Origin of the sequence: Amycolatopsis jiangsuensis, from assembly GCF_014204865.1 — a bacterium.
GTDB lineage: Bacteria > Actinomycetota > Actinomycetes > Mycobacteriales > Pseudonocardiaceae > Amycolatopsis > Amycolatopsis jiangsuensis.
On record NZ_JACHMG010000001.1, the window covers coordinates 3,002,501 to 3,025,699 of the forward strand.

Here is a 23,199-nt window from a genome sequence, read left to right on the forward strand (position 1 = left end):
GCCAGCGACACCAGGTCACCGGTGTGCTCGCCGGACGCGAGGCCTTCCTTCACCGCGTTCGTCGCGCTCAGCACCGTTTCCCCCAGCACGATCAGGGTGAACAGGCCGTACCGCTCGGCGATGTGGTGCGGGTGCCAGGCGGTCCCGGCACGGCGCTCCGCCAGCACCGGCACGGAAAGCTCGGCCAGCACGAGCACCACGAAACTGGTGAGTCCCAGTGACTCGGGCAGGGCGAGGCGGGCGATCCACAGCACCTGCACGATCGTGATGCCGACGGCGTAGAAGTACGCGGTCCTCCGCGTCTCCGGCGACTGACGCGCCGCTCGCAGCCACTGCACGACGGCTGCCAGCCGCAGCAGCACGTACCCGGCCACGACGACGTCGTAGTTGCCCTCGAAAGCGCGGTCGACCCCGGCCGCGACGGTGAGGCCGCCGGCGATCTGCACCAGCGTCGCGACGCGGTAGGGCACGTCGTCGGTGTCGAAGGCGGACGCGAACCAGCTGAAGTTCAGCCAGCCCCACCAGATGGCGAAGAACACCATCGCGAAGCTGAGTACCCCGTGTCCGATGTGGCCCTCGCCCCACGCGTGGTGCAGCTGGGTCGCGGCCTGTCCGACGGCGACGACGAAACAGAGGTCGAACAGCAGCTCCAGTGGCGTGGAGGCCCGGTGCGGCTCGTCCCGGTCCCGTGCCCGCATGGGCTGGTACCACCGCCGGATTCGGTTGTCCGGCAACGATTCGTGGGCCATCCACCCTCCCGGGTTCGCTCGGTCCGGCCCATCCCAACATGATCGGCGGCACGTCGCGAACGCGGGGACGTGGAGAGGCGGGCCCGGTTCCCCCTCAACCAGGCCCGCCTGCTGCCTTCACCGCACTCGTGCGCGACCCCAGGGCGCTCCCGGCGGTCGCCGTACGGTCCCCCGCGGACGCCGACGATCCTGTGCCTGGGAGGTGACCTCGGGTGTCCGCTCCCCCGCTTCTCCGGACTCCCTCGGCCGCCCGGCCGGTCGACCCATCCCCGGTCGACCGATCGAATTGCCACTGTAGGTAGCGAAAGTGTCATTCTGAAGGCCCCATAAGGTCTACCTGGTTGCTCTGAGTAGCGCCAGAGGCTGTATGCCCGTGTCACTCGGATGGAGCATCACCCTGTGGCGGAAAGTAGTTCACTGAGCGTGCAAAGTGAGTGTGATCGACTCACCCTGGATGCTCGTCCTGCCTGATCACCGATGCGCGTCGGCCGCGGCCCGTGCCGCGTGGTGTTCCTCGCTGAGTCCGGCATGCCGGCGGCGGGCACGGAGTTCGAAGCTCGCCAGCACCAGCGCGACGCAGGTCAGCCCGGCCGCACAGCACATCGCCGCGGACAGCGCCGCCGGGTACTGGTGACCGGAACCCGCGACCACCGACTGGAAGACCGAGGCGAGCACGGCGGTGCCGATCGCCGTGCCGATGCGCTGGCCGGTCTGCAGGGCGCCGCCCGCCGCGCCGGCCATCCGGGTCGGCACGCATTCGAGGGTGAGCGTGGTGTTCGACGAGGTCACCATGCCGCCACCCAGTCCGCCGAGCAACAACGGCGCGGCTATCGCGAGCCCGGCGAACGACGCGGGCACGAGCTGCACCACCAGGGCGACCAGCAGCAACCCGGCGATCACCAGGCCGAGCCCGGCCACCGTGAGCCGCCGTCCGAAACGGGGCACCTGCCGTCCGGCCAACGCGGCCATCACCGCCGAGCTGAGCGCGAACGGCGTGACCGACAGCCCGGACTGCAGTGGCGAATAACCGAGGCCCTGCTGGAAGAACAGCGCGAAAACGAGCCAGATCCCGGAGAACCCGCAGAAGTACAGCGCGCCCACCGCCGCGCCGCTCGCGTACCCGGGAGTGTTCGTGAACAGGCGGGTGTCGAGCAGCGGCGCACGGCCGCGTGCCACCACGTGCCGCTCCCACCACACGAACAGCACGCCGGCCACCGCGGCCACCGGGAACAGCCACCAGAGCCGGCGCAGGCCGCCCTGTTCCGACTGCACCAGCGGGAGCAGCACCCCGAGCACGGTGACGGCCAGCACCGCGATGCCGACGAAGTCGATTTCCGTGCGCAGCCGGATCTTGCGCCGCTGCGACGTCGGCACCATGCGCAGCGCGAGCACGAACGCGACGGCACCGATCGGCACGTTCACGTAGAACACCCACCGCCAGCCGTCCGGATCGCCGAAAACGGCCAGCAGCGCCCCGCCGAGCACCGGGCCGACCGCGGTGGACACGCCCACCACCGAACCGAACAGGCCGAACGCGCGGCCGCGCTCGGCACCGCGGAACAGGTCCTGGATGAGGCCGCTGTTCTGCGGCGTCAGCATGCCCGCGGCGCACCCCTGGGCGAGACGGGCGGCCACGAGCGTGGCCGGGTCCCCGGCGGCGCCGGCGAGTGCGCTGGTGGCCACGAACGCGGCCAGCGCGATCAGGAACATCCGCCGCCGGCCGAAGGCGTCCCCCAGCCGTCCGCCGGTGACCAGGACCAGGCCGAAGGTGAGCGCGTAGCCGGAGACCACCCACTGGATGGTGCCCGCGCCGGTCCGCAGGTCTCGCTGGATCGAGGGCAGCGCGGTGTTGACGATGCTGACGTCCAGCAACGTCATGAACCCCGCCGTCAGCGTGACCGCGAGCGCCCGCCAGCGCCGGGGGTCCGGCCCGGGCGCGGGCATCAGGTGTTCGCAGTGATCCCGCGGATGCCCTTCAGCTCACCGATGAGCATCGAACTGACCTTCACCGGGTAATCGTAGAGCGCGAACACCGTCTGGTTCTTGCCGACGAGTTTCAGATGCACCGGGGTTTCCCCCTTGTGGGCGAGGAGGGTGGACTTCAGCTCGCTGACCACCGACTGGTCGATCTTCTCCGCGGCGGCCAGCAGCACCAGCGGTGGTTCCTCGTCGCCGGAGCCGATGCCGGAGAGATCCAGCGGGACGAGGCCGCCGCCGAAGACCGACATCTTGTCCTCACGCCAGTTGACCCGGCCCTTGACCAGCACCGCGTTGTCCTCGACCAGGTCGGCGGCGAACATCGAGTACGCCTTGGCGAAGAACAGCACCTCCAGTGCCGCGTCCATGTCCTCCACCGTGCAGATCGCCCACGGCTCCCCGTTCTTGTTCACCCGCCGCTCCAGCGACGTGAGCAGACCGGAGATGACGACCTCGCCCTCCTTGGGCGGGTCGGCCAGCAGCGCCGCGATCGACTTCGGCGCGTGCTTGCGCAGGATCCGCTCCGCCCCGTCCAGCGGATGCGCCGACACGTACAGCCCGAGCATCTCCCGCTCGTAGGCCAGCAACTGCTTGCGCGGGTACTCCTCCTCGCCGAACTTCAGATGCGCCAGCGGAGACGACGCCGCCACCTCGGCCTCACCGTCACCGGAATCGGAACCGAACGACCCGAACAGATCGAACTGCCCCATCGCCTCCTGCCGCTTCAGCGGCACGACGGCTTCGACCGCGTCCTCGTGCACCTGCACCATCGACAAGCGCGGGTAGCCCATCGAATCGAAGCCACCCGCCTTGATCAGCGACTCGATCACCCGCTTGTTGCACGCCACCAGCTCCGACTTGTCCAGGAAATCGGTGAACGAGGAGTACTTCCCCTTCTCCTCGCGCGTCTTGATGATCGACTCGACCACGTTCGCGCCCACGTTGCGGACGGCGCCCATGCCGAACCGGATGTCCTGCCCGACGGCGGCGAACCGCAGCGCCGACTCGTTCACGTCCGGTGGCAGCACCTTGATGCCGAGCCGTCGGCACTCCGACAGGTAGATGGCCGATTTGTCCTTGTTGTCACCGACCGAGGTGAGCAGCGCGGCCATGTACTCCGGCGTGTAGTTCGCCTTGAGGTAGGCGGTCCAGTACGCGATCAGGCCGTACGCCGCCGCGTGGGACTTGTTGAACGCGTACCCGGCGAACGGGAGAATGGTGTCCCACAGCGCCTTGACCGCTTCCGCGGAGAAGCCGCCGGGCACGAGTTCACTCGCCCGCATCCCGGCCTCGAAGCCCTCGTACTCCTTTTCGAGGACTTCCTTCTTCTTCTTACCCATCGCGCGGCGCAGCGTGTCCGCGCGGCCCATCGTGTAGCCCGCGACCTTCTGCGCGATCTGCATGATCTGCTCTTGGTACACGATCAGGCCGTAGGTCTCGGCCAGGATCTCCCGCAGCGGTTCGGCCAGCTGCGGATGGATCGGCGTGACCTGCTGCCGGTTGTTCTTGCGGTCGGCGTAGTCGTTGTGGGCGTTCATGCCCATCGGGCCGGGCCGGTACAGCGCGAGCACGGCGACGATGTCCTCGAACCCGGTCGGCTGCATCCGCCGCAGCAGGTCCCGCATCGCGCCGCCGTCCAGCTGGAACACGCCGAGCGTGTCACCGCGGCCGAGCAGCTCGTACGCCTCCGCATTGTCGAAGCCGAGCCGGTCGAGGTCGATCTCCTCGCCGCGGTTGGCCTTGATGTTGGCCAGCGCGTCGCCGATCACCGTCAGGTTGCGCAGGCCGAGGAAGTCCATCTTCAGCAGGCCGATGTTCTCGCACGACGGGTAATCCCAGCCGGTGATCACCGACCCGTCGTCGCGCTGCCACACCGGGATCGCATCGGTGAGCGGTTCGCTGGACATGATCACCGCGCAGGCGTGTACACCCGCGTTGCGGATCAGGCCCTCGAGCCCGCGTGCGGTGTCGAAGATGGTCTTGCACTCCTCGTCGGTCTCGACGAGCGTGCGGACCTCCGCGGCCTCGGCGTAGCGCTCGTGCTTCGAGTCCACGATGCCGGCCAGCGGGATGTCCTTGGCCATGATCGGCGGTGGCAGCGCCTTGGAGATCTTGTCCGCGATCGAGTAGCCCGGCTGACCGAAGTGCACGCGGGCGGAATCCTTGATCGCGGCCTTGGTTTTAATGGTGCCGAACGTGATCACCTGGGCGACCCGGTCCGCGCCGTACTTCTCCGTGGCGTAGCGGATCATCTCACCGCGCCGGCGGTCGTCGAAGTCGATGTCGATGTCGGGCATCGACATCCGCTCCGGGTTGAGGAACCGCTCGAACAGCAGCTTCTGCGGGATCGGGTCGAGATTCGTGATGCCCAGAGCGAACGCGACCAGCGCACCGGCCGCAGAACCACGGCCCGGCCCGACCAGGATGCCGACTTCGCGGGCGTGCTGGATGAGGTCGGCCACGATGAGGAAGTAGGCCGGGAAGCCCTTCTGCTCAATGACGCCGAGTTCGTAGTCGCACCGCTGCTCGTAACCGTCCGGGATGCCCTCGGGGAACCGCCACTTCAGGCCGTCGGCGACCTGGTGGCGCAGCCACGAGGCCTCGTCGTGTCCCCCGGGCACCTCGAAGACCGGCATCCGGTCCTTGTGCGTGTAGACCTCCTCGTACGACTCGACCCGTTCGGCGATCATCAGCGTGGAGTCCGCCGCGCCGGGTACTTCCTTGTCCCAGTACTCGCGCATGTCCGCGGCCGACTTCAGGAAGTAGCCGTCGCCGTCGAACTTGAACCGGGTCGGGTCGTTGAGTGTCTTGCCGGCCTGCACGCACAGCAGCGCGGAGTGCGTGTCGGCCTGGTCCTTGGTCACGTAGTGCGAGTCGTTGGTGGCCAGCGGCTTGAGGTCGAGCAGCCTGCCGATCTCGAGCAGGCCCTCGCGCACCGATCGCTCGATCGGCAGCCCGTGGTCCATCAGCTCGAGGAAGAAGTTGTCCGCGCCGAAGATGTCCTTGTAGTCCGAGGCCGCCTGGATCGCCGCCTCGCGCTGGCCCAGCCGCAGCCGGGTCTGCACCTCACCGGACGGGCAGCCGGTGGTGGCGATGATGCCGGCCGCGTTCTCCGCGATCAGCTCGCGGTCCATCCGCGGTTTGCGGTAGTAGCCCTGGATCGAGGCCAGCGACGACAGCTTGAACAGGTTCCGCAGCCCGGTCGCGTTCTCCGCCAGCATCGTCATGTGCGTGTAGGCACCGGCACCGGAAACGTCGCCGCCCTCACCCAGCTCGTCGGCGCCCCGCTGGTTCGACTGCCCCCAGAACACCGGCTTCTTGTGGAACCGGCTCTCCGGCGCGATGTAGGCCTCGATGCCGATGATCGGCTTCAGGCCGTGCTTCTTCGCGGTCTGGTAGAACTCGTCGCCGCCGTACATGTTGCCGTGGTCGGTCATCCCCACCGCGGGCATGCCCAGCCGCGCCGCCTCGGCGAACAGCGGGCCGATCTTCGCCGCGCCGTCGAGCATCGAGTACTCGGTGTGGACGTGCAGGTGGACGAAAGAATCGTTCGACACCAGCGAAAACCTCCCCTAGGCAGACGGCTTCCCGGCTCTTGCTGCGGCGTGACCCGGGCTGCCCACCCTAGTCCGCTGCCGCTGTGCTCCGGCGCCGCGGTCGGCACGGCGAACCGGGCGGTCCGATCGTGCCCCCTGACGCTCCGGCGCGCGGGTCCGACGCGCCGGGGAAGACGTTCCGGGCTCGCCGGTGGCCGCCCGTGTGGGGTACACCACGGCCCTTGACTCCGGTCCCGGCCGGGCCGCACGATCACCTCTCGTGAACCTGTCCGACAGCCGGGTAGCCGTACCGGTCCCACGCCGGGTCAGCGCCCGCGAAGCGGTGCTGACCCACCTGCGTGACGCGATCGGCCGCGGGGACTACGCGGTCGGCGACCGGCTGCCGTCCGAGGCTTCCCTGAGCCGGGAGTACCAGGTCAGCCGCTCGGTCGTCCGTGAGGCGCTGCGGGGGTTGCAGGCACTCGGGCTCACCGTCTCGCGGACCGGGCGCGGCACCTTCGTCACCGCGGACGGCCCGCCGGAAAATCCCACTTTCGGGCAGTACTCGGCACAGGACCTCGTCGAGGTGCGCCGGCACGTCGAGGTCCCGGTGGCCGGGTTCGCCGCGCGACGGCGCGGTGAGGACGAGCTGGCGCTGCTGACCGCGCTGGTCGAGCGGATGGACACCGAGACCCGCGAGCCTGCCTGGGTTGCGCTGGACTCGCAGTTCCACGTCGCGATCGCCCGTGCCTCGGGCAATCCGGTGTTCGCGAAGGTGATCGAGGAGATCCGCGACGCGCTGGCCCGCCAGTCGGCGTTCCTGAACCGGCTCGGCGATCGGCGGGCCGAGTCGAACGTCGAGCACCGCCGGATCCTCGACGCGATCGCGGACGGGTCGGAGACCGCCGCGGTGGCGGCGATGACTACCCACCTCGACCATGTCGAGCAGACGTTGATCACGATCGTGTGGTCCGGCCGCACGAGCGACGCAGAAACGAGACCGACCGCGTGACCGAGCACACCCTGCCCTCCCCCGGTACCGACGAGGCGGGAGGGCCGGCCGACGCGGGCGACGCCGGGTACCGCAAGGCGCTGAAATCCCGGCACATCTCCATGATCGCCATCGGCGGCGCGATCGGCACCGGGCTGTTCCTCGGCGCCGGCGGCCGGCTCGCGCAGGCCGGGCCGGCGCTCGCGATCGTGTACGCGGTGTGCGGGCTCTTCGCGTTCTTCGTGGTGCGCGCGCTCGGTGAGCTGATCCTGTACCGGCCGTCCTCCGGTGCGTTCGTGTCCTACGCGCGGGAGTTCATAGGCGAGAAAGGTGCCTACACCGCCGGCTGGATGCACTTCCTGAACTGGTCGACCACCGGCATCGCGGACATCACAGCGATCGCGCTGTACGCGCATTTCTGGTCGTTCTTCGTGCCGGTCCCGCAGTGGGTGCTCGCGTTGATCGCGCTGGCCGTGGTGCTCACGCTGAACCTGGTGTCGGTGCGGCTGTTCGGCGAGATGGAGTTCTGGTTCGCCATCGTCAAGGTCGCGGCGCTGGTCGCGTTCCTGATCGTCGGCATCGTGCTGCTGGTGACCCGGCATCCGATCGACGGGACGATCCCCGGCCCGCAGCTGATCGCCGACCACGGCGGGGTGTTCCCGGCCGGGATCGTGCCGATGATCCTGATCGTGCAGGGCGTGGTGTTCGCCTACGCCTCGTGCGAGCTGGTCGGCGTCGCGGCAGGGGAGACGGAGAATCCGCAGAAGACCGTGCCCAGGGCGATCAACTCGATCATGTGGCGGATCGCGCTGTTCTACGTCGGTTCGGTCGTGGTACTGGCCATGCTGATGCCGTGGAGCTCCTACACCGCCGACGAGAGCCCGTTCGTCACGGTGCTCTCGCACCTGGGCGTGCCGGCCGCGGGCAGCATCATGAACCTGGTCGTGCTCACCGCGGCGATGTCGAGCCTGAACTCCGGGCTGTACTCGACCGGGCGGATCCTGCGGTCGATGTCGGTGGCCGGTTCGGCGCCGCGGTTCACCGGTGTGATGAACCGCAACCAGGTGCCCTACGGCGGGATCCTGCTCACCGCGGCGGTCTGTGTGCTGGGCGTGGGGCTGAACTACGTGGTGCCGGAGAACGCGTTCGAGATCGTGCTGAACTTCGCCGCGATCGGCATTCTCGCCACCTGGGCGATCATCGTGCTGAGCCATCTGCTGTTCGTGCGCAAGGCCCGGCGCGGTGAGGTGCGCAGGCCGCACTTCCGGTTGCCGTTCTCGCCGTGGACGGAGATCGTGACGCTGGCCTTTCTCGCCTTGGTGGTCGTGCTGATGGGCTTCGACGAGACCGGCCGGATCACCCTGCTCGCGCTGCCGGCGATCATCGTCGCGCTGGTCATCGGGTGGTTCTGCGTGCGCAAGCGGATCGACATGGGCGCCTTCGACCGGGCCGAGTCGTGACCGCCGCCCAGCGCGAACCGCGGCACGTGCCGCTGGTCCACCTGATCCGCGACGGCATGATCGAGGGCGTGCACCACGGCTCCGTGGTGATACTGGCGCCGGATGGTTCGACGCTGTTCGCCGCGGGTGATCCGGACGTCGCGACGTACCCGCGTTCCACCGCGAAACCGTTGCAGGCCACCGCGATGGCCCGGCTCGGGCTGCGGCCCGGCCCGGCCGGATTCGCGATCGCCGCGGCCAGCCACTCCGGCGAACCACGGCACCTGGCGGCCGCCGCGGACGTCCTCGCCGGACACGGCTGCACCGAGGGCGACTTGCGCAATCCCGTCGATTTCCCGTTCGATCCGGTCGAACGGGACGGGTGGGTGGCCGCCGGACGCGGGCCGTCGCGGCTCGCGCACAACTGCTCCGGCAAGCACGCCGCGATGCTCGCCACCTGCCGGGAACGGGGCTGGGACGTCGAGACCTGTCTCGATCCGGCACATCCGTTGCAGCAGGCGATCCGCGAAACCGTCGAAGACCTCACCGGGGATGCCGTGGCGCGGGTGGCGGTCGACGGGTGTGGCGCGCCGTTGTTCGCGGTGTCGTTGCGCGGGCTCGCGCGAGCCGTGTCGCGGATTGCCAGCGCCCCCGAGGAAACCCCGGAAGGGCTTGTGGCGCAAGGGATCCGGCAACGTCCGGACCTGGTCGCCGGAACCCGGCGCGACGTCACCCGCCTGATGCGCGCGGTCCCGGGCCTGATCGCGAAGGACGGCTTCGAGGCCGTGCAACTCGCTGCGCTGCCCGACGGCACCGCTGTCGCGCTGAAAATCGCCGACGGTGGTGACCGGGCCCGGCCGGCAGTGCTCGCCGCGGCGCTGTCCCACGCGGGAGTGGACGGCGAGGCGCTCGCGTCGTTGCGCGATCCCGCCCTTCGGGTGACCGGCGAGCTCGCCACCCCGTGGCCCGCGGACGAGTAGCTTCGGAGAGGTCCGCGGAGCGAAGGGGTTGGCGTGTGCTGAACCGAATCATCGACCGGATCACCGACCGGGTCCTCGGGCTGCCGGTGGCCGACGATCCGGCGCCGGAGATCACGAGGGGCCTGCGGGTCCCGATGCCCGACGGCGTGCACCTGCTCGCCGACCGCTACGCCCCGGCCGGGCTGCGGTCCGGGCCGGTGGTGCTGGTCCGCACGCCGTACGGCCGTGGCGGGCCGATGGGCAAGTTGTTCGGCGAAACGTTCGCCCGGCACGGCCTGCAGGTCGTGCTCCAGAGCACGCGCGGCACGTTCGGGTCCGAGGGCGAGTTCCGGCCGTTCCACCTGGAGCGCGAGGACGGCGTCGCGACCGCTGAATGGCTGCGCGCGCAGCCGTGGTGCGACGGACGCCTCGCCACGGCCGGGGCCAGCTATCTCGGGCACACGCAGTGGGCGGTCGGTCCCTACCTCGATCCGCCGCTGGAAGCCATGTGCCTCGCCGTCACGGCGTCGGAGTTCGTCACCACCTTCTACCCGGGCGGGGTGCTCGCCGCCGACAACATGGTGTCCTGGTCGGCGCTCATCGGCAGGCAGGAGGACCCGCTGGCCGGGCTGCCGAACCCGCTGCAGACGCGGCGGACGCGGCGGGCGATGGAGCAGCTGCCGGTCAACGGCGCGGACGTGGCCGCGATCGGCCGTCCGGTGCGGTTCCTGCAGGACGTGACCGAACACGCCGAACCGGGCGACGACTACTGGGGAATGTCCGACCACAGCGCGGAAGTCGCCGGGCTGACCGTGCCGGTGACCATGAGCACCGGCTGGTACGACCTGTTCCTGCGCCGGCAGCTGCGCGACTTCCGGATCCTGCAGGACGCCGGGCGCGCCCCGCGGATCACCATCGGGCCGTGGGCGCACAGCGACCCGGGCGGGATGCGGGCGCTGGTGCAGGACCAGCTCGGCTTCCTCACCGCGCAGTTCACCGGTAACCGCACCGGCCTGCACCGTTCGCCGGTGCGGATTTTCCTGCAGCAGTCCGGCACCTGGCTCGACTTCGACCAGTGGCCGCCGCCGGCCACCGCGACCGAGTCCCATCTGCGGCCGGTCGGCGGGCTCGGCGAGACGGTGTCCGGACAGGCCGCGCCCACGCCGTTCACCTACGACCCGGCGGATCCGACCCCCGCGGTCGGCGGTCCGCTGCTCACCGGCAAGACCAAGCAGCGGGACAACTCCGAGGTCGAGGCCCGCGACGACGTGCTGGTGTTCACCGGCGAGCCGCTGGCCGCGGACCTCGACGTGATCGGCGAGGTGGCCGCGACCGTCTTCGTGCGCACCGAACTGGGCTACGCGGACGTGTACGTGCGGCTGTGCGACGTCGACTCCGGTGGTGTCTCCCGCAACGTCACGGACGGGATTCTGCGGCTGCGTCCTGGCGCTCCGGAAGCCGGCGAGGACGGCGTGGTACGCGCGGAGGTGGAGCTGGACCCGACGGCGTACCGCTTCCGCCGCGGGCACCGGCTGCGGGTGCAGGTGGCCGGTGGTGCGTTCCCGCGGTTCGCCCGCAACCACGGCACCGCCGATCCGGTCGCCTCCGCGGTGGCGGGAAAGCCGAACCGGTTCGAGGTGTTCCACGACGAGACGCGCCCTTCGCGGATCACGCTGCCGGTCTTCACCCCCTGACCGCCGGCAGTGCCGTACTCAAGGAGGCGTCCGCAGAGCTTCAGGGCGTGACGACTCGGTGGTGGGTGGTCAGCCGTCCGTCGTCGTGCAGGACGTGCAGCAGCAGCGAGGGCGGTCGGTCGAATTCCAGCGGGCCGCCCTCGTCCCAGCCGCGGCCGGAGCCGGGTTCGATCGGCAGCAGTGAGCCGGAGACCACGCCCGGCGCGATCCGCACCGGGACCCCGGCGAACGTCGTCGCCGCGCCGGTGTGCACGTGCCCGCACAGCAGTCCGGCCACCCCGGGGTGCCGGCGCAGCACGGCGGCGAGCCGGTCCTCGCCGGTCTGGCGGATCCGGTCGACCAGCGGGATGCCGACTTCCACCGGCGGGTGGTGGAAGGCGACCAGCGCCGGGCCGTCGTGCCCGGCGAGCACCTCGTCGAGCCAGGACAGCGTTTCGTCGGCGAGGTAGCCCGCGCCGTGGCCGGGGATGGACGAATCGCAGGCGGCGATCAGCACCCCCGCCACTTCGGTCGCCGTGTTCACCGGCCCATCCGCGGCGGGGCCGCCCAGCAGCCCCTCGCGGAACGGCGCGCGAACGTCGTGGTTGCCAGGGCAGACCACCACCGGCGCCGGGTACTCCAGCAGTTCGGCGGCCCGCCGGTACTCCTCCGGCAGCCCGTGGTCGGCGATGTCGCCGGTGACGAGCACCGCGTCCACCGGCTGTACGCACTCATGCAGGAACCGCAGCACCGCGGCCGCGCGAGCGTCGGCGCGGTCCCCGCCGTCGAGGTGGAGATCGGACAGCTGCGCGAAAATCCTCATTGTGCGGAGTCCCTTTCCCAGTCGGTCAATGCCTTCACCCAGTTGCGGACGAGCAGGGCGGACGCGGCCGGCAGATCGCCTTCCCGCAGCGCGGCCGCGATCGCCCGGTGCTCCGCCACGCTTTCCGCCGCCCGCGCCTGCCCGCCGAAGTACCGGGTTTCGTACCGTTTGAGGAGGGGCTTGGTCTGCTCGATCAGACGCAGCAGATGCGCGTTGCCGCACCGGGACAGCAGCAATGCGTGCCATCGGTCGTCCACTTCGGACAGTTCGGCGGCACCGCCGGGGCCGGCCAGTTCGGCGGCGATCCGGTCGAGTGCGTCCGGCAGCGTGGCCAGCTCCAGCGGCGACGTCCAGCGCAGTGCCAGCGCCTCCAGTTCGGCGACCAGCGGGTAGAGCCGGCGTGCCTCCTCCGGATCGAGCGGTGCGACGAGGAACCCCCGGCCCGGCGCGACGACGAGCAGCCCGCGGTCGGCGAGCCCGATCAGTGCCTCGCGCAGCGGGGTACGGCTCACGCCCAGCTCGCGGGCGAGGTGCACCTCGTTGATCCGGCCGCCGTCGGCGAGCCGCCCGTCGAGGATCCGCGCGGTGATCTCGCCGAGCAGGTCGCCGCGCAGGGGACGTTTCGTCATGGCGGCAGTATTGCATGCAGTAGAGCCCTACTGTATTCAGTTGACATGACCAGCATTCCGCCGTTCGATCTCGCCCGTGCGCGAGCCGACACCCCAGGCTGTGCCGGCGTCACCCACTTCAACAACGCCGGTACCGCACTTCCGCCGTCGCAGGTCACCGACACGGTGGTCGACTACCTGCGTACCGAGGCACTGCTCGGCGGTTACGAGACCGCGGACGCGACGGCCGATCGGCTCGAAGCCGTCTACGCGTCGGTCGCCCGGCTGCTCAAGGCCGAGCCCGACGACATCGCGCTCACCGACAGCGCGACCCGTTCCTGGCAAGCGGTGTTCTACGCATTGACGTTCGGGCCCGGCGACCGGATCCTCACCTCCCGGGCCGAGTACGCCAGCAATGTCCTCGCTTTCCTGCAGGTCGCTCGCCGCACCGGTGCCGTCGTCGAGGTGGTGGACGACGACGAGAGCGGGCAGCTGGACGTGGCCGACCTGCGCCGCCGGGTGGATGCGAACGTCAAGCTCATCGCGGTGAGCCACGTGCCGACGCAGGGCGGCCTGGTGAACCCGGCCGAGGAGATCGGTGCCGTCGCCCGGGAGGCGGACGTCCCGTTCCTGCTCGACGCGTGCCAGTCCGCCGGGCAGCTGGACCTGGACGTGACCCGGCTCGGCTGTGACGCGTTGAGTGCCACCGGCCGCAAGTACCTGCGCGGCCCGCGGGGTACCGGATTCCTGTACGTGCACCCACGGCTGCGTGAACGGCTGGAGCCTGCGGTGCTCGATCTGCATTCGGCCACCTGGACTGCGCCGACCGAGTACGTGGTCGATCCGACGGCCAAGCGCTTCGAGTTGTGGGAACGCGACTTCGCGGCGGTGCTGGGTCTGGGCGCGGCCGTGGACTACGCGCTCGGCTGGGGCCTGCAGGCGATCGAACAGCGCGTCGCCGGCCTCGCCGCGACGATGCGGGAACGGCTCGGCGCGCTCGGCGGCGTCACGGTCCACGACGCCGGGGTGCGCAAATGCGGTCTGGTCACCTTCAGCGTCGCCGGCATGGAATCCGCGGTCGTCAAGCAGCGCCTGAGCGAAGGGAAGATCACCACGAGCGTCTCGGGCGCGACCTCCGCGCAGTTCGACTTCACTGCCCGGCAGTTGCCGAACCTGGTGCGCGCGTCGGTGCACTACTACAACTCGGAGGAGGAGATCGACCGGCTGGTCACCGCGGTCGACAGCCTCCCGGACCTCGCCGGCTGAGTTCACCCGATCGGTCCAGTATCTGCCGGCCCGGATGCCCCCTCCTGTACCGAGTACTCCCGTGGAACGCCGCGGCCGGGCCTGTCGAGGGGGCAGACCCGGCGCAGCGGCAGGCGAACGGCCTCCCGGCCCGGTGTGGGGGACACCGGGCCGGGAGGCTTTTCGTGTGCACACCCGGCCTCTGCCACGGCACCGCTCGACCTGACCCCGACCCGACCGGAGCACGTTCTCCTGGTCGTCGAGGTCGTCTCCCCCGGCTCGGGAACCACCGACCGGATCGTCAAGACCGATCAGTACGCCAAGGCGGGGATCCCGTTCTACTGGCGGGTCGAGCAGTCAGCGGGCGGTCTCCCGATCGCCTGCTGACTGCGTCCTCGACCCCGCCGCCCGGTCTTACCGGGATGGCCCGGTCTTCCCCGGCATGATCGACACCACCGTCCCGTTCCCGCTCACCGTCGACCTCACCGAGATCTGACCCCGGCCCGTCCCCAACGCGAGCCCCAGTCACCAACGCAACCACGGTCCGGGGGGGTCCGGGGGCGAAGCCCTCCGGGCGGGGTCTGGGGGTTGCACCCCCAGAAGCAATGACGAGCGAGCCAGGCGAGCGCGCCCCCGGCGCGCGAGCAGGGCACGCCCACGAGCGAGTGGGCGCAGCAGGGTTCGAACCTGCGACCGCTCGGGTGTAAACCGAGTGCTCTCCCGCTGAGCTATGCGCCCGGGCCGGCCGGGACGACGGGGTCCCGGCCGGGGTGGTTCAGGCCAGTTCGGCCACCGCCTTTTTCCATGCTGCCTGGTCGCGGGCCTCGCCGGGCTGGTTGACCTCGGCGAAGCGGACGACGCCGGTGGTGTCGATCAGGAAGGTGCCGCGCAGGGCTAGACCGGCCTGGTCGTTGAAGACGCCGTACTTCTGCGCGACTTCACCGTGCGGCCAGAAGTCCGAGAGCAGCGGGAACTGGTAGTTCTCCTGCTCGGCCCACACCTTGAGGGAGAACACCGCGTCGCACGAGACGCCCAGCACCTGGACGCCCTTGGTGTCGTAGTCGCTGAACTCGTCCCGCAGCTGGCACAGCTCCCCGGTGCACACCCCGCTGAACGCGAACGGGAAGAACACGAGCAGGACCGGCTTGTCGCCCTGGAACTGCGAGAGCGTGACCGGCTGCTTGTTGTAGTCGTTGAGCGTGAAGTCAGGGGCCTGCGAACCGACCTCGACGGCCATACCGGCGTTTCCTCTCGAGAGTGAACACGTGTCTGCCCGGACCACCCTAGCGTGGGTGGCCGGGCCCGTGTTCACCGCTGTTTGGCCTTCGAGGACTTCGGCGAGACCAGCCTGCTGCCGAGCCAGTCACCCACGCTGATGTTGGCGGTCTGGGCGAGCCCCACCTGGGGCACCGCCTCGGCGATCTCACTGGGTTCGACGTGCCCGGGCTGGCCGGTCTTGGGGGTGAGTACCCAGATGACCCCGTTCTCGTCCAGCGGGCCCCTGGCGTCGACCAGGGCGTCACCCAGGTCACCGTCCTCGTCCCGCCACCAGAGCAGGACCACGTCGATGACCTCGTCGGCGTCCTCGTCGAGGAGCTCTGCCCCGATCGTCTCCTCGATCGCCGCGCGGACGTCGTCGTCGACGTCCTCGTCCCAGCCGATCTCCTGGACCACCATGTCCGGCTTGATGCCAAGCCTCTCGGCGACGCTGGCGTTGCCTGCGTCTCCCGCGGCGACCACTGCTTCCACTCCTCCAACTACGACGGAGAGTGGCGGGAACCGGGTCCCTCGGGACCGCTCCGCCCACCACGCTCGTGTACACGGTTGCCGATAGCGAACACTGGCGCGGCGCTGCGCGCAACCGTCCACACCGGATCTTTCACAAGTCGTGTCGCAGCGCAGCGCCCCGCGAGGCCGCTTCGGCACCCGCTGAAGCACCTCCCGCGGGGCCCTCCTTTAGGGTGGAGGAGAGAAACGCGCGCGCGTTACACCGCGCACGGGGAGTGGTGCACTCGGGGCGACCCTTGTTACCGGACAGTAAAGGTGACGGGAGCCGGGCCGGGGACGACCATGGATGTCGGCGAGCACTCCCGCCCACCAGCACGACCAGCCTCAAGGAGACCCCTTGGCCCCGCAGAACGACGGCGCCTCCGGCAAGGAGACCCCGGCACGCGTACGCGTCATCCGTGACGGACTCGCGGCGCACCTGCCCGACATCGACCCGGAGGAGACCAGCGAGTGGCTGGACTCCTTCGACGAGGCACTGGCCAGGGGTGGCCAGCAGCGCGCCCGGTATTTGATGCTCCGCATCCTGGAGCGCGCCCGGGAGCGCAACGTCGGGGTCCCGGCGCTGACGTCCACCGACTACGTGAACACCATCCCCACCGAGAACGAGCCGTGGTTCCCGGGTGACGAGGAGATCGAGCGCCGGTACCGCCGTTACATCCGCTGGAACGCGGCGATCATGGTGCACCGGGCGCAGCGTCCCGGCGTGGGCGTCGGCGGGCACATCTCCACCTACGCCTCCTCCGCCGCGCTGTACGAGGTGGGCTTCAACCACTTCTTCCGCGGCAAGGACCACTCCGGCGGCGGTGACCAGGTCTTCTTCCAGGGGCACGCCTCCCCCGGCATGTACGCCCGGGCATTCCTCGAGGGCCGGCTGAGCGAACAGCAGCTGGACGGCTTCCGCCAGGAGTACAGCCACGCCGGCGAGGGCGGCGGCCTGCCGTCCTACCCGCACCCGCGGCTGATGCCGGAGTTCTGGGAGAATCCCACGGTCTCCATGGGCCTGGGGCCGATGAACGCGATCTACCAGGCGCGGTTCAACCGCTACCTGCGTGACCGCGGCATCAAGGACACCTCCGACCAGCACGTGTGGGCCTTCCTCGGCGACGGCGAGATGGACGAGGCCGAATCGCGTGGCCTGGTGCACGTGGCCGCGGGCGAGGGCCTGGACAACCTGACCTTCGTGATCAACTGCAACCTGCAGCGGCTCGACGGACCGGTGCGCGGCAACGGCAAGATCATCCAGGAGCTCGAGGCGTACTTCCGCGGCGCGGGCTGGAACGTGATCAAGGTCATCTGGGGCCGCGAGTGGGACTCGCTGCTGTCGGCCGACCGGGACGGCGCGCTGGTCAACCTGATGAACGTGACCCCGGACGGCGACTACCAGACCTACAAGGCCAACGACGGCGCCTTCGTCCGCGAGCACTTCTTCGGCCGGGACCCGCGGACGAAGGAGCTGGTCAAGGACCTCTCCGACGCCGACGTCTGGAACCTCAAGCGCGGCGGGCACGACTACCGCAAGGTGTACGCGGCCTACAAGGCGGCGATGGAGCACCACGGCCAGCCGACGGTGATCCTGGCGCACACGATCAAGGGCTACGGCCTCGGCCCGTCGTTCGAGGGCCGCAACGCCACGCACCAGATGAAGAAGCTCACCCTCGACGACCTGAAGCTGTTCCGGGACGCGCAGCGGATCCCGATCAGCGACGAGGAGCTCGAGCGCGACCCGAAGCTGCCGCCGTACTTCCACCCCGGCCCGGATTCGCCGGAGATCGAGTACATGATCGGCCGCCGCAAGGCGCTCGGCGGGTACCTGCCGGAGCGCAGGCCGAAGACCGCCAAGGCGCTCGTGCTGCCCGGAGACAAGGTCTACGAGGGCATCCGCAAGGGCTCGGGCAAGCAGGAGGTCGCCACCACGATGGCGTTCGTCCGGCTGGTCCGCGAGCTGGCGAAGGATTCCGAGATCGGCAAGCGCGTGGTGCCGATCATCCCGGACGAGGCCCGCACCTTCGGGCTCGACTCGATGTTCCCGACGGCGAAGATCTACAACCCGCACGGCCAGACCTACACCTCGGTCGACGCGAGCCTGATGCTGGCCTACAAGGAGTCCGAGAAGGGCCAGCTGCTGCACGAGGGCATCAACGAGGCGGGCTCCACCGCGTCGTTCACCGCCGTCGGCACCTCGTACGCCACGCACGGCGAGCCGATGATCCCGATCTACATCTTCTACTCGATGTTCGGGTTCCAGCGCACCGGCGACGGCCTGTACGCGGCGGCCGACCAGATGGCCCGCGGTTTCGTGCTCGGCGCCACCGCGGGGCGCACCACGCTGACCGGGGAGGGGCTGCAGCACGCGGACGGGCATTCGCTGCTGCTGGCCGCGACGAACCCGGCCGCGGTGGCCTACGACCCGGCCTACTCGTTCGAGATCGCGCACATCGTCAGGGACGGGCTGCGCCGGATGTACGGCGAGGCCGGCCCGGACGGCAACGGCGAGAACGTGTTCTACTACATCACGATCTACAACGAGCCGTACCAGCAGCCGGCCGAGCCGGAGAACCTCGACGTGGACGGCGTGCTCAAGGGCCTCTACCGCTACGCCGAGGCGCCGGCGGGCGACGGTCCGCAGGTGCAGGTCCTGGTGTCCGGCGTGACCATGCCGGACGCGCTCAAGGCGCAGCGGCTGCTGGCCGACGACTGGGGCGTGCGGGCCGCGGTGTGGTCGGCCACGTCGTGGGGCGAGCTGCGCCGTGAAGCGGTCGAGATCGACCACCAGAACCTGCTGCACCCGGACGAAACGCCGCGCGTGCCCTACGTCACGCAGAAGCTGTCCGAGGCGAGCGGTCCGGTCGTGGCGGTGTCGGACTGGATGCGCGCGGTGCCGGACCTGATCCGCCCGTGGGTGCCCACCGACATGCTCACGCTCGGCACGGACGGGTTCGGCTTCTCCGACACCCGCCCTGCCGCACGGCGCAAGTTCCTCGTGGACGCCGAATCGATCACCGTCGGCGCGCTGTCGGTGCTCGCCCGGCGCGGCGAGTTCGACCAGGCGAAGGTCGCCGAGGCCGCGCGCCGTTACCGGATCGACGACGTCGCGGCCGCCGGGCCGCAGACGTCCGACTCCGGCAGCGCGTAGGCGTCCGGCCCGGATGCCGTGGGGCCCCCTTGACGGAACTCGGTTCCGTCAAGGGGGCCTTCCCGGTTTCACCGGCGCAGCAGGGGTTAAGGTCGGGCCGGGGGTCCGCAAGGTGTCAGGAAGGATGGCCGACCGTGGTCCAGCGTCGCCTGCCCCGGCCGAGTGAGCTGCAGCAGATCCTGCGGCCGAAGCCGATCGTGCTCAACCCGACCGACCGGCGGCTGGCCGTCGCGCACACCATCGCGGATCTGCGCACGATCGCCCGCAAACGCACCCCGCGCGCGGCGTTCGACTACACCGACGGCGCGGCCGAACTCGAAGACAGCCTCCGCCGTGCCCGGCAGGCCTACCGGCGGGTGGAGTTCCACCCGAACGTCCTGCGCGGAGTGTCCGATGTGGACACAAGCACGGAGATCCTCGGGGTTCGCTCGGAGCTGCCGTTCGCCTTCGCGCCCACCGGGTTCACCCGGATGATGCAGCACGAGGGCGAGCGCGCGGTGGGCCGGGTGGCCGAGCGCGCCGGTATCCCGATGGGCCTGTCCACGATGGGCACCACGTCCATCGAGGACCTCGCGGCGGCCGCTCCGGGCGCGCGCAAGTGGTTCCAGCTCTACGTGTGGCGCGACCGCGGCGCGGGCCAAGATCTGATGAACCGGGCGTGGGAAAGCGGCTACGACACGCTCCTGCTGACCGTCGACACCCCGGTCGCGGGTGCCCGGATGCGCGACGTGCGCAACGGGCTGACCATTCCGCCTGCGCTCACGGTGAAGACGTTCGCCAACGGGGCGATGCACCCCGCGTGGTGGTTCAACCTGCTCACCACCGAACCGCTGAACTTCGCCTCGCTCAGCCATTTCGACGGGACCGTCGCGGAGCTGCTGGAAAAGCTGTTCGACCCGACGCTGAACTACGACGACCTCGACTGGGTGCGCCGCACCTGGCCGGGCAAGCTGGTGATCAAGGGTGTGCAGAACGTGGACGACGCCCGCGAGGTGGTGCGCCGCGGCGCGGACGGGGTCGTGCTGTCCAACCACGGCGGCCGCCAGCTCGACCGCGCGCCCACGCCGATCGAGCTGCTGCCCCCGGTGCTCGACGCGCTCGAGGGCGGCGCCGAGGTGTGGGTGGACACCGGCATCCTTTCCGGCGGCGACATCGTGGCCGCGCTGGCCCGCGGCGCCGACGCCGTGCTGATCGGCCGCGCTTTCCTGTACGGCCTGATGGCCGGTGGCGAGCGCGGGGTGCAGCGCTGCGTGGACATCCTGCGCGCGGAGCTGGTCCGCACGATGCAGCTGCTCGGCGTGCGCCGGATCCAGGACCTGCGTCCCTCGCACGCCACCCTCCACTGAACGTCGGACCGCTTTCCCGCCGGCGGTGAAGTCCGGCACGGGCCGGCGCTGGGTGACGTTGCACCTTCCGGGCGAACCGGGTGGATTTCGCGTATTCGGTGGCCGCGGTCACGTCTCCTCTCCGACGACCACGGAGGGAACGCCGATGTCCACCACACTGAACGGCCGTGCGCTGGCGATGCTGCGCGCGGTCGCCGCCGGCCGCGCCGAGCTGACCTGCAGTTGCGAGCCCGACCTGCGGATCGACGGGCTGCTCTGCTGCGACCAGGCGACCGCGCACGCCCTGGCGCGGACGGGCCTGGTCCGTCCGCGCCACGCCGTCGCGGCCGGGCAGTGGACGCGGGCGGAGCTGACCGCCGACGGGCTGCGGGCACTTGGCGAACCGCGCGCGGTCTGCTGACAGGCGCCGGAGGCGGTCTCCGAGCGGCCAGACGTATGACACGGGGTTGACGGAACAGCACGCGGGTGACGAAGATCTCAGCCACCTCGTGAAAGGCTGTTTCCGTGATGCGGAAACAGCGGCCCCCCGGAGGTCGCCGTGTTCGTGCAAGACCTGACTCCGCTGGGCTCGCTGGGACTTTCCGCGCTCGTCGCGGTCGTTCCGCTGGCCGTCGTGCTCGTGCTGCTGGGGGCGGTACGGGCGAAAGCACACCACGCCGCGCTGGCCGGGCTGGTCGCCGCGCTCGTGGTGGGTGCTGTGGCCTACCGGATGCCGATCGGCCAGGCCGTGTCCGGGGCGCTGCAGGGTGCCGTGTTCGGGCTGTTCCCGATCCTGTGGATCGTGGTCAACGCGCTGTGGGTCTACCGGCTGACCGTGCGCACCGGGCACTTCGACGTGCTGCGCCGCTCGTTCGGCCGGATTTCCGACGATCCGCGGCTGCAGGCCCTGATCATCGCCTTCTGCTTCGGCGCGCTGATGGAGGCGCTCGCCGGGTTCGGCGCGCCGGTCGCGATCAGCGCGGTGATGCTCGTGGCCGTCGGGTTCAGCCCGGTGCGGGCTGCGGTCGTTTCGCTGGTCGCGAACACCGCACCGGTCGCCTTCGGCGCGATGGGCACGCCGGTCGTCACACTCGCCCAGGTCACCGGCCTGCCGCTGGACCAGGTGTCGTCCATCGTCGGACGGCAGACCCCGGTGCTGGCGCTGTTCGTGCCGCTGCTGCTGGTGCTCATCGTGGACGGCCGTCGCGGCCTGCGTGAAACCTGGATACCGGCACTGACCTGCGGAGCCGCCTTCGGCGTCGTCCAGTTCCTCGCCTCGAACCACGTGTCCGCGCAGCTCGCCGACATCGCCGCCGCCCTCGCCGGGGCGGCCGCGCTCGTCGCCCTGCCCGCGACGCGCCGGGCGGTGCCCGCGGACGTCCGCGCCCAAGCGCTCACCGGAACGGCGACCGCCACCGCGGACCGGCCGGACGAGCGCGGCGAGGTGGTGCGCGCCTACCTGCCGTACGCGTTGATCATCGTGATCTTCTCACTCGCCCAGGTGCCACCGGTGAAGAAGCTGCTCGACACGGCCACCTGGAAATTCCACTGGCCCGGACTGGACGTGCACGCACCCGACGGGAAAGCGGTGTCCGGCAACAGTTTCTCCCTGCCGTTCCTGAACACCGGCGGCACTCTGGTGCTGCTGGCCGGGCTGATCACCGCGCTGGCGCTGGGCATCGCCGGACGCACCGCGGTGCGCGAATGGCTCGCCACCGTGGCCGAACTGCGGTTCGCCATCCTCACCGTGGCCGGTGTACTGGCGCTGGCGTACGTGATGAACCTGTCCGGCCAGACGAACACCATCGGCACGTTCATCGCGGCGGCCGGCGCCGGGCTCGCGTTCCTCTCCCCGGTACTGGGCTGGTTCGGCGTCGCGGTGTCGGGTTCGGACACGTCGGCGAACGCGCTGTTCGGGGCTCTGCAGGTGGCCGCGGCCCACCAGACCGGACTGCCCGCGCCGTTGCTCGCGGCGGCGAACAGCTCCGGCGGAGTGCTCGGGAAGATGATCTCGCCGCAGAACCTCACCATCGCCTGCGTGGCGGCGAACCTGCCCGGTTCGGAAGGGCGGTTGCTGCGCAAAGTGCTGCCGTGGAGCGTGGGGCTGCTGGTGGTGCTGTGCCTGATCGTGCTCGGGCAGAGCACCCCGGTGCTCAGCTGGGTGCTGCCGTGACGTGCTCCTGCGCGCGGACGCGGCGGGCCGACCGGCTCCAGCTGATCCAGCCGTGCACGACCAGCGCCGCGAACACCACGTAGATCGCGGCCGAGAAGTACAGCCCGGACCCGATCTGCAGCGGCACCCCGATCGCGTCGACCACCAGCCAGACGCCCCAGAACTCGACCAGCCCCACCCCCTGCGCGGCGAACGCGACGAGCGTGCCCACGAAGATGGCGGCGTCCGGCCACGGCGCCCAGGACGCGTCGAGCGCCTGCAGCGCGAGCGCCATCGCGACCGTTCCGCCGGCGAAGGCGGCCAGCATCGCGAACCGCTCGGTCCACCGGCCCCGGCGCACCACCACGCCGTACACCGGATCGCTGCGCCGGCTCCAGGCCCACCAGCCGTAGAGCGAGATCAGCAGGATGGCGACCTGCCGGCCGGCCAGACCGCCGAGGTGCGCGGAAACGTAGACCGAGAACAGCAGCGCGGTGGCCGCCACCTGCACGGGCCACGTCCACAGCGTCCGGCGTTCGGCGAGGAACACGACGGCCAGCGCGAACAGCTGACCTGCCAGCTCCGCGATCGAAATCCACTGGCCCAGCACGGTCACGCCGTGGTGCAGCAGGAAGTCCATTCCGCCCCTTCCGGTCTACGCCTCCCAACATGCCGCACCGCAGCGCCATTCCCGCCCGGATGTGAGGTGCCGGACAATCCCGGCCAGTGGACAGCGGAGGGGTTCGGCACCGGCGTCAACCGCGGGGGTCCGGCATGGACAGCAGACGGCCCGGCACCCGG

18 protein-coding genes and 1 tRNA gene (1 of these 19 running past the window's edge) are annotated in these 23,199 nt (G+C 70.3%); 10 read left to right on the forward strand and 9 right to left on the reverse strand.

Going from position 1 to position 23,199, the window contains the following annotated elements; genetic code table 11:
- The 3 genes from BJY18_RS13170 to dnaE form a co-directional block, all read right to left on the reverse strand.
- A protein-coding gene (locus tag BJY18_RS13170) for a low temperature requirement protein A (RefSeq protein ID WP_184780253.1) crosses the window boundary here: on the reverse strand, window positions 1-749 show its 5' portion. 442 nt of this gene lie to the left of the window's left edge; 749 of the gene's 1,191 nt are visible here — the first part of the coding sequence; its start codon is at window positions 747-749; its stop codon lies off the left edge, out of view.
- Between the two features lie 471 nt (window positions 750-1,220).
- Entirely contained in the window at window positions 1,221-2,693 is a 1,473-nt protein-coding gene (locus BJY18_RS13175; RefSeq protein ID WP_184780254.1) for an MFS transporter, read from the reverse strand.
- Complete coding sequence (dnaE, locus tag BJY18_RS13180; RefSeq protein WP_184780255.1) at window positions 2,693-6,283, reverse strand: DNA polymerase III subunit alpha; 3,591 nt, start codon at window positions 6,281-6,283, stop codon at window positions 2,693-2,695. The genes BJY18_RS13175 and dnaE overlap by 1 nt, the downstream gene beginning before the upstream one ends.
- A 259-nt stretch (window positions 6,284-6,542) precedes the next feature.
- On the opposite strand from dnaE, the gene BJY18_RS13185 reads away from it, so the two are divergent.
- The 4 genes from BJY18_RS13185 to BJY18_RS13200 are packed head-to-tail and all read left to right on the forward strand — an operon-like array spanning window position 6,543 to window position 11,345.
- Window positions 6,543-7,274, forward strand: coding sequence for a FadR/GntR family transcriptional regulator (locus tag BJY18_RS13185; RefSeq protein ID WP_184780256.1), 732 nt, complete (start codon window positions 6,543-6,545; stop codon window positions 7,272-7,274).
- A complete protein-coding gene (locus BJY18_RS13190) occupies window positions 7,271-8,713 on the forward strand; it encodes an amino acid permease (RefSeq protein ID WP_376774661.1) in 1,443 nt (480 codons plus the stop codon). Before BJY18_RS13185 ends, BJY18_RS13190 begins: the two co-directional genes overlap by 4 nt.
- On the forward strand, window positions 8,710-9,672 hold the full coding sequence (locus BJY18_RS13195) for an asparaginase (protein WP_184780257.1): 963 nt from the start codon (window positions 8,710-8,712) through the stop codon (window positions 9,670-9,672). The genes BJY18_RS13190 and BJY18_RS13195 overlap by 4 nt, the downstream gene beginning before the upstream one ends.
- A 47-nt stretch (window positions 9,673-9,719) precedes the next feature.
- Window positions 9,720-11,345 (forward strand): CocE/NonD family hydrolase, encoded by a 1,626-nt coding sequence (locus BJY18_RS13200; RefSeq protein ID WP_184784597.1) that lies wholly within the window; start codon window positions 9,720-9,722, stop codon window positions 11,343-11,345.
- 40 nt (window positions 11,346-11,385) lie between these two features.
- Here the strand turns inward: BJY18_RS13200 and BJY18_RS13205 are convergent, their stop codons facing one another.
- Entirely contained in the window at window positions 11,386-12,147 is a 762-nt protein-coding gene (locus tag BJY18_RS13205) for a metallophosphoesterase (protein ID WP_184780258.1), read from the reverse strand.
- Window positions 12,144-12,776, reverse strand: a complete 633-nt coding sequence (locus BJY18_RS13210; RefSeq protein ID WP_184780259.1) for a GntR family transcriptional regulator — start codon at window positions 12,774-12,776, stop codon at window positions 12,144-12,146. The genes BJY18_RS13205 and BJY18_RS13210 overlap by 4 nt, the downstream gene beginning before the upstream one ends.
- Window positions 12,777-12,821: 45 nt before the next feature.
- On the opposite strand from BJY18_RS13210, the gene BJY18_RS13215 reads away from it, so the two are divergent.
- Together BJY18_RS13215 and BJY18_RS37740 are read left to right on the forward strand one after the other, a co-directional pair.
- Window positions 12,822-14,021 (forward strand): aminotransferase class V-fold PLP-dependent enzyme, encoded by a 1,200-nt coding sequence (locus BJY18_RS13215; protein ID WP_184780260.1) that lies wholly within the window; start codon window positions 12,822-12,824, stop codon window positions 14,019-14,021.
- Between the two features lie 135 nt (window positions 14,022-14,156).
- Window positions 14,157-14,387: a Uma2 family endonuclease gene (locus BJY18_RS37740; RefSeq protein WP_312873830.1), complete on the forward strand. Its 231-nt coding sequence runs from the start codon at window positions 14,157-14,159 to the stop codon at window positions 14,385-14,387.
- A gap of 279 nt (window positions 14,388-14,666) precedes the next feature.
- On the opposite strand, the gene BJY18_RS13225 is transcribed toward BJY18_RS37740, so the two are convergent.
- The 3 genes from BJY18_RS13225 to BJY18_RS13235 form a co-directional block, all read right to left on the reverse strand.
- A tRNA-Val gene (locus BJY18_RS13225) sits at window positions 14,667-14,738 on the reverse strand.
- Window positions 14,739-14,775: 37 nt separating this feature from the next.
- Complete coding sequence (locus BJY18_RS13230) at window positions 14,776-15,237, reverse strand: peroxiredoxin (protein WP_184780261.1); 462 nt, start codon at window positions 15,235-15,237, stop codon at window positions 14,776-14,778.
- Between the two features lie 71 nt (window positions 15,238-15,308).
- A complete protein-coding gene (locus BJY18_RS13235) occupies window positions 15,309-15,740 on the reverse strand; it encodes a DUF3052 domain-containing protein (protein ID WP_184780262.1) in 432 nt (143 codons plus the stop codon).
- 385 nt (window positions 15,741-16,125) lie between these two features.
- Between BJY18_RS13235 and aceE the strand changes: the two genes are divergently transcribed.
- The 4 genes from aceE (at window position 16,126) to BJY18_RS13255 (ending at window position 22,419) form a co-directional block, all read left to right on the forward strand.
- On the forward strand, window positions 16,126-18,921 hold the full coding sequence (aceE, locus tag BJY18_RS13240) for a pyruvate dehydrogenase (acetyl-transferring), homodimeric type (RefSeq protein WP_184780263.1): 2,796 nt from the start codon (window positions 16,126-16,128) through the stop codon (window positions 18,919-18,921).
- A 134-nt stretch (window positions 18,922-19,055) separates the two neighbouring features.
- Window positions 19,056-20,267: an alpha-hydroxy acid oxidase gene (locus BJY18_RS13245; protein WP_184780264.1), complete on the forward strand. Its 1,212-nt coding sequence runs from the start codon at window positions 19,056-19,058 to the stop codon at window positions 20,265-20,267.
- A 145-nt stretch (window positions 20,268-20,412) separates the two neighbouring features.
- Complete coding sequence (locus BJY18_RS13250) at window positions 20,413-20,667, forward strand: hypothetical protein (RefSeq protein WP_184780265.1); 255 nt, start codon at window positions 20,413-20,415, stop codon at window positions 20,665-20,667.
- Between the two features lie 138 nt (window positions 20,668-20,805).
- The gene (locus BJY18_RS13255; RefSeq protein ID WP_184780266.1) at window positions 20,806-22,419 is read left to right on the forward strand and encodes an L-lactate permease; all 1,614 of its coding nucleotides are present in this window, start codon (window positions 20,806-20,808) and stop codon (window positions 22,417-22,419) included.
- Here the strand turns inward: BJY18_RS13255 and BJY18_RS13260 are convergent.
- Entirely contained in the window at window positions 22,400-23,038 is a 639-nt protein-coding gene (locus BJY18_RS13260) for a nicotinamide mononucleotide transporter family protein (RefSeq protein WP_184780267.1), read from the reverse strand. The genes BJY18_RS13255 and BJY18_RS13260 overlap by 20 nt on opposite strands.
- Window positions 23,039-23,199 lie beyond the last annotated feature (161 nt).

Bases quoted from the DNA above. Each gene is read 5' to 3' on its own strand.
- BJY18_RS13230 (WP_184780261.1), bottom strand. From the start codon at position 15,237: ATGGCCGTCGAGGTCGGTTCGCAGGCCCCTGACTTCACGCTCAACGAC.
- BJY18_RS13260 (WP_184780267.1), bottom strand. From the start codon at position 23,038: ATGGACTTCCTGCTGCACCACGGCGTGACCGTGCTGGGCCAGTGGATT.
- BJY18_RS13175 (WP_184780254.1), bottom strand. From the start codon at position 2,693: ATGCCCGCGCCCGGGCCGGACCCCCGGCGCTGGCGGGCGCTCGCGGTC.
- BJY18_RS13215 (WP_184780260.1), top strand. From the start codon at position 12,822: ATGACCAGCATTCCGCCGTTCGATCTCGCCCGTGCGCGAGCCGACACC.
- BJY18_RS13250 (WP_184780265.1), top strand. From the start codon at position 20,413: ATGTCCACCACACTGAACGGCCGTGCGCTGGCGATGCTGCGCGCGGTC.
- BJY18_RS13205 (WP_184780258.1), bottom strand. From the start codon at position 12,147: ATGAGGATTTTCGCGCAGCTGTCCGATCTCCACCTCGACGGCGGGGAC.
- BJY18_RS13210 (WP_184780259.1), bottom strand. From the start codon at position 12,776: ATGACGAAACGTCCCCTGCGCGGCGACCTGCTCGGCGAGATCACCGCG.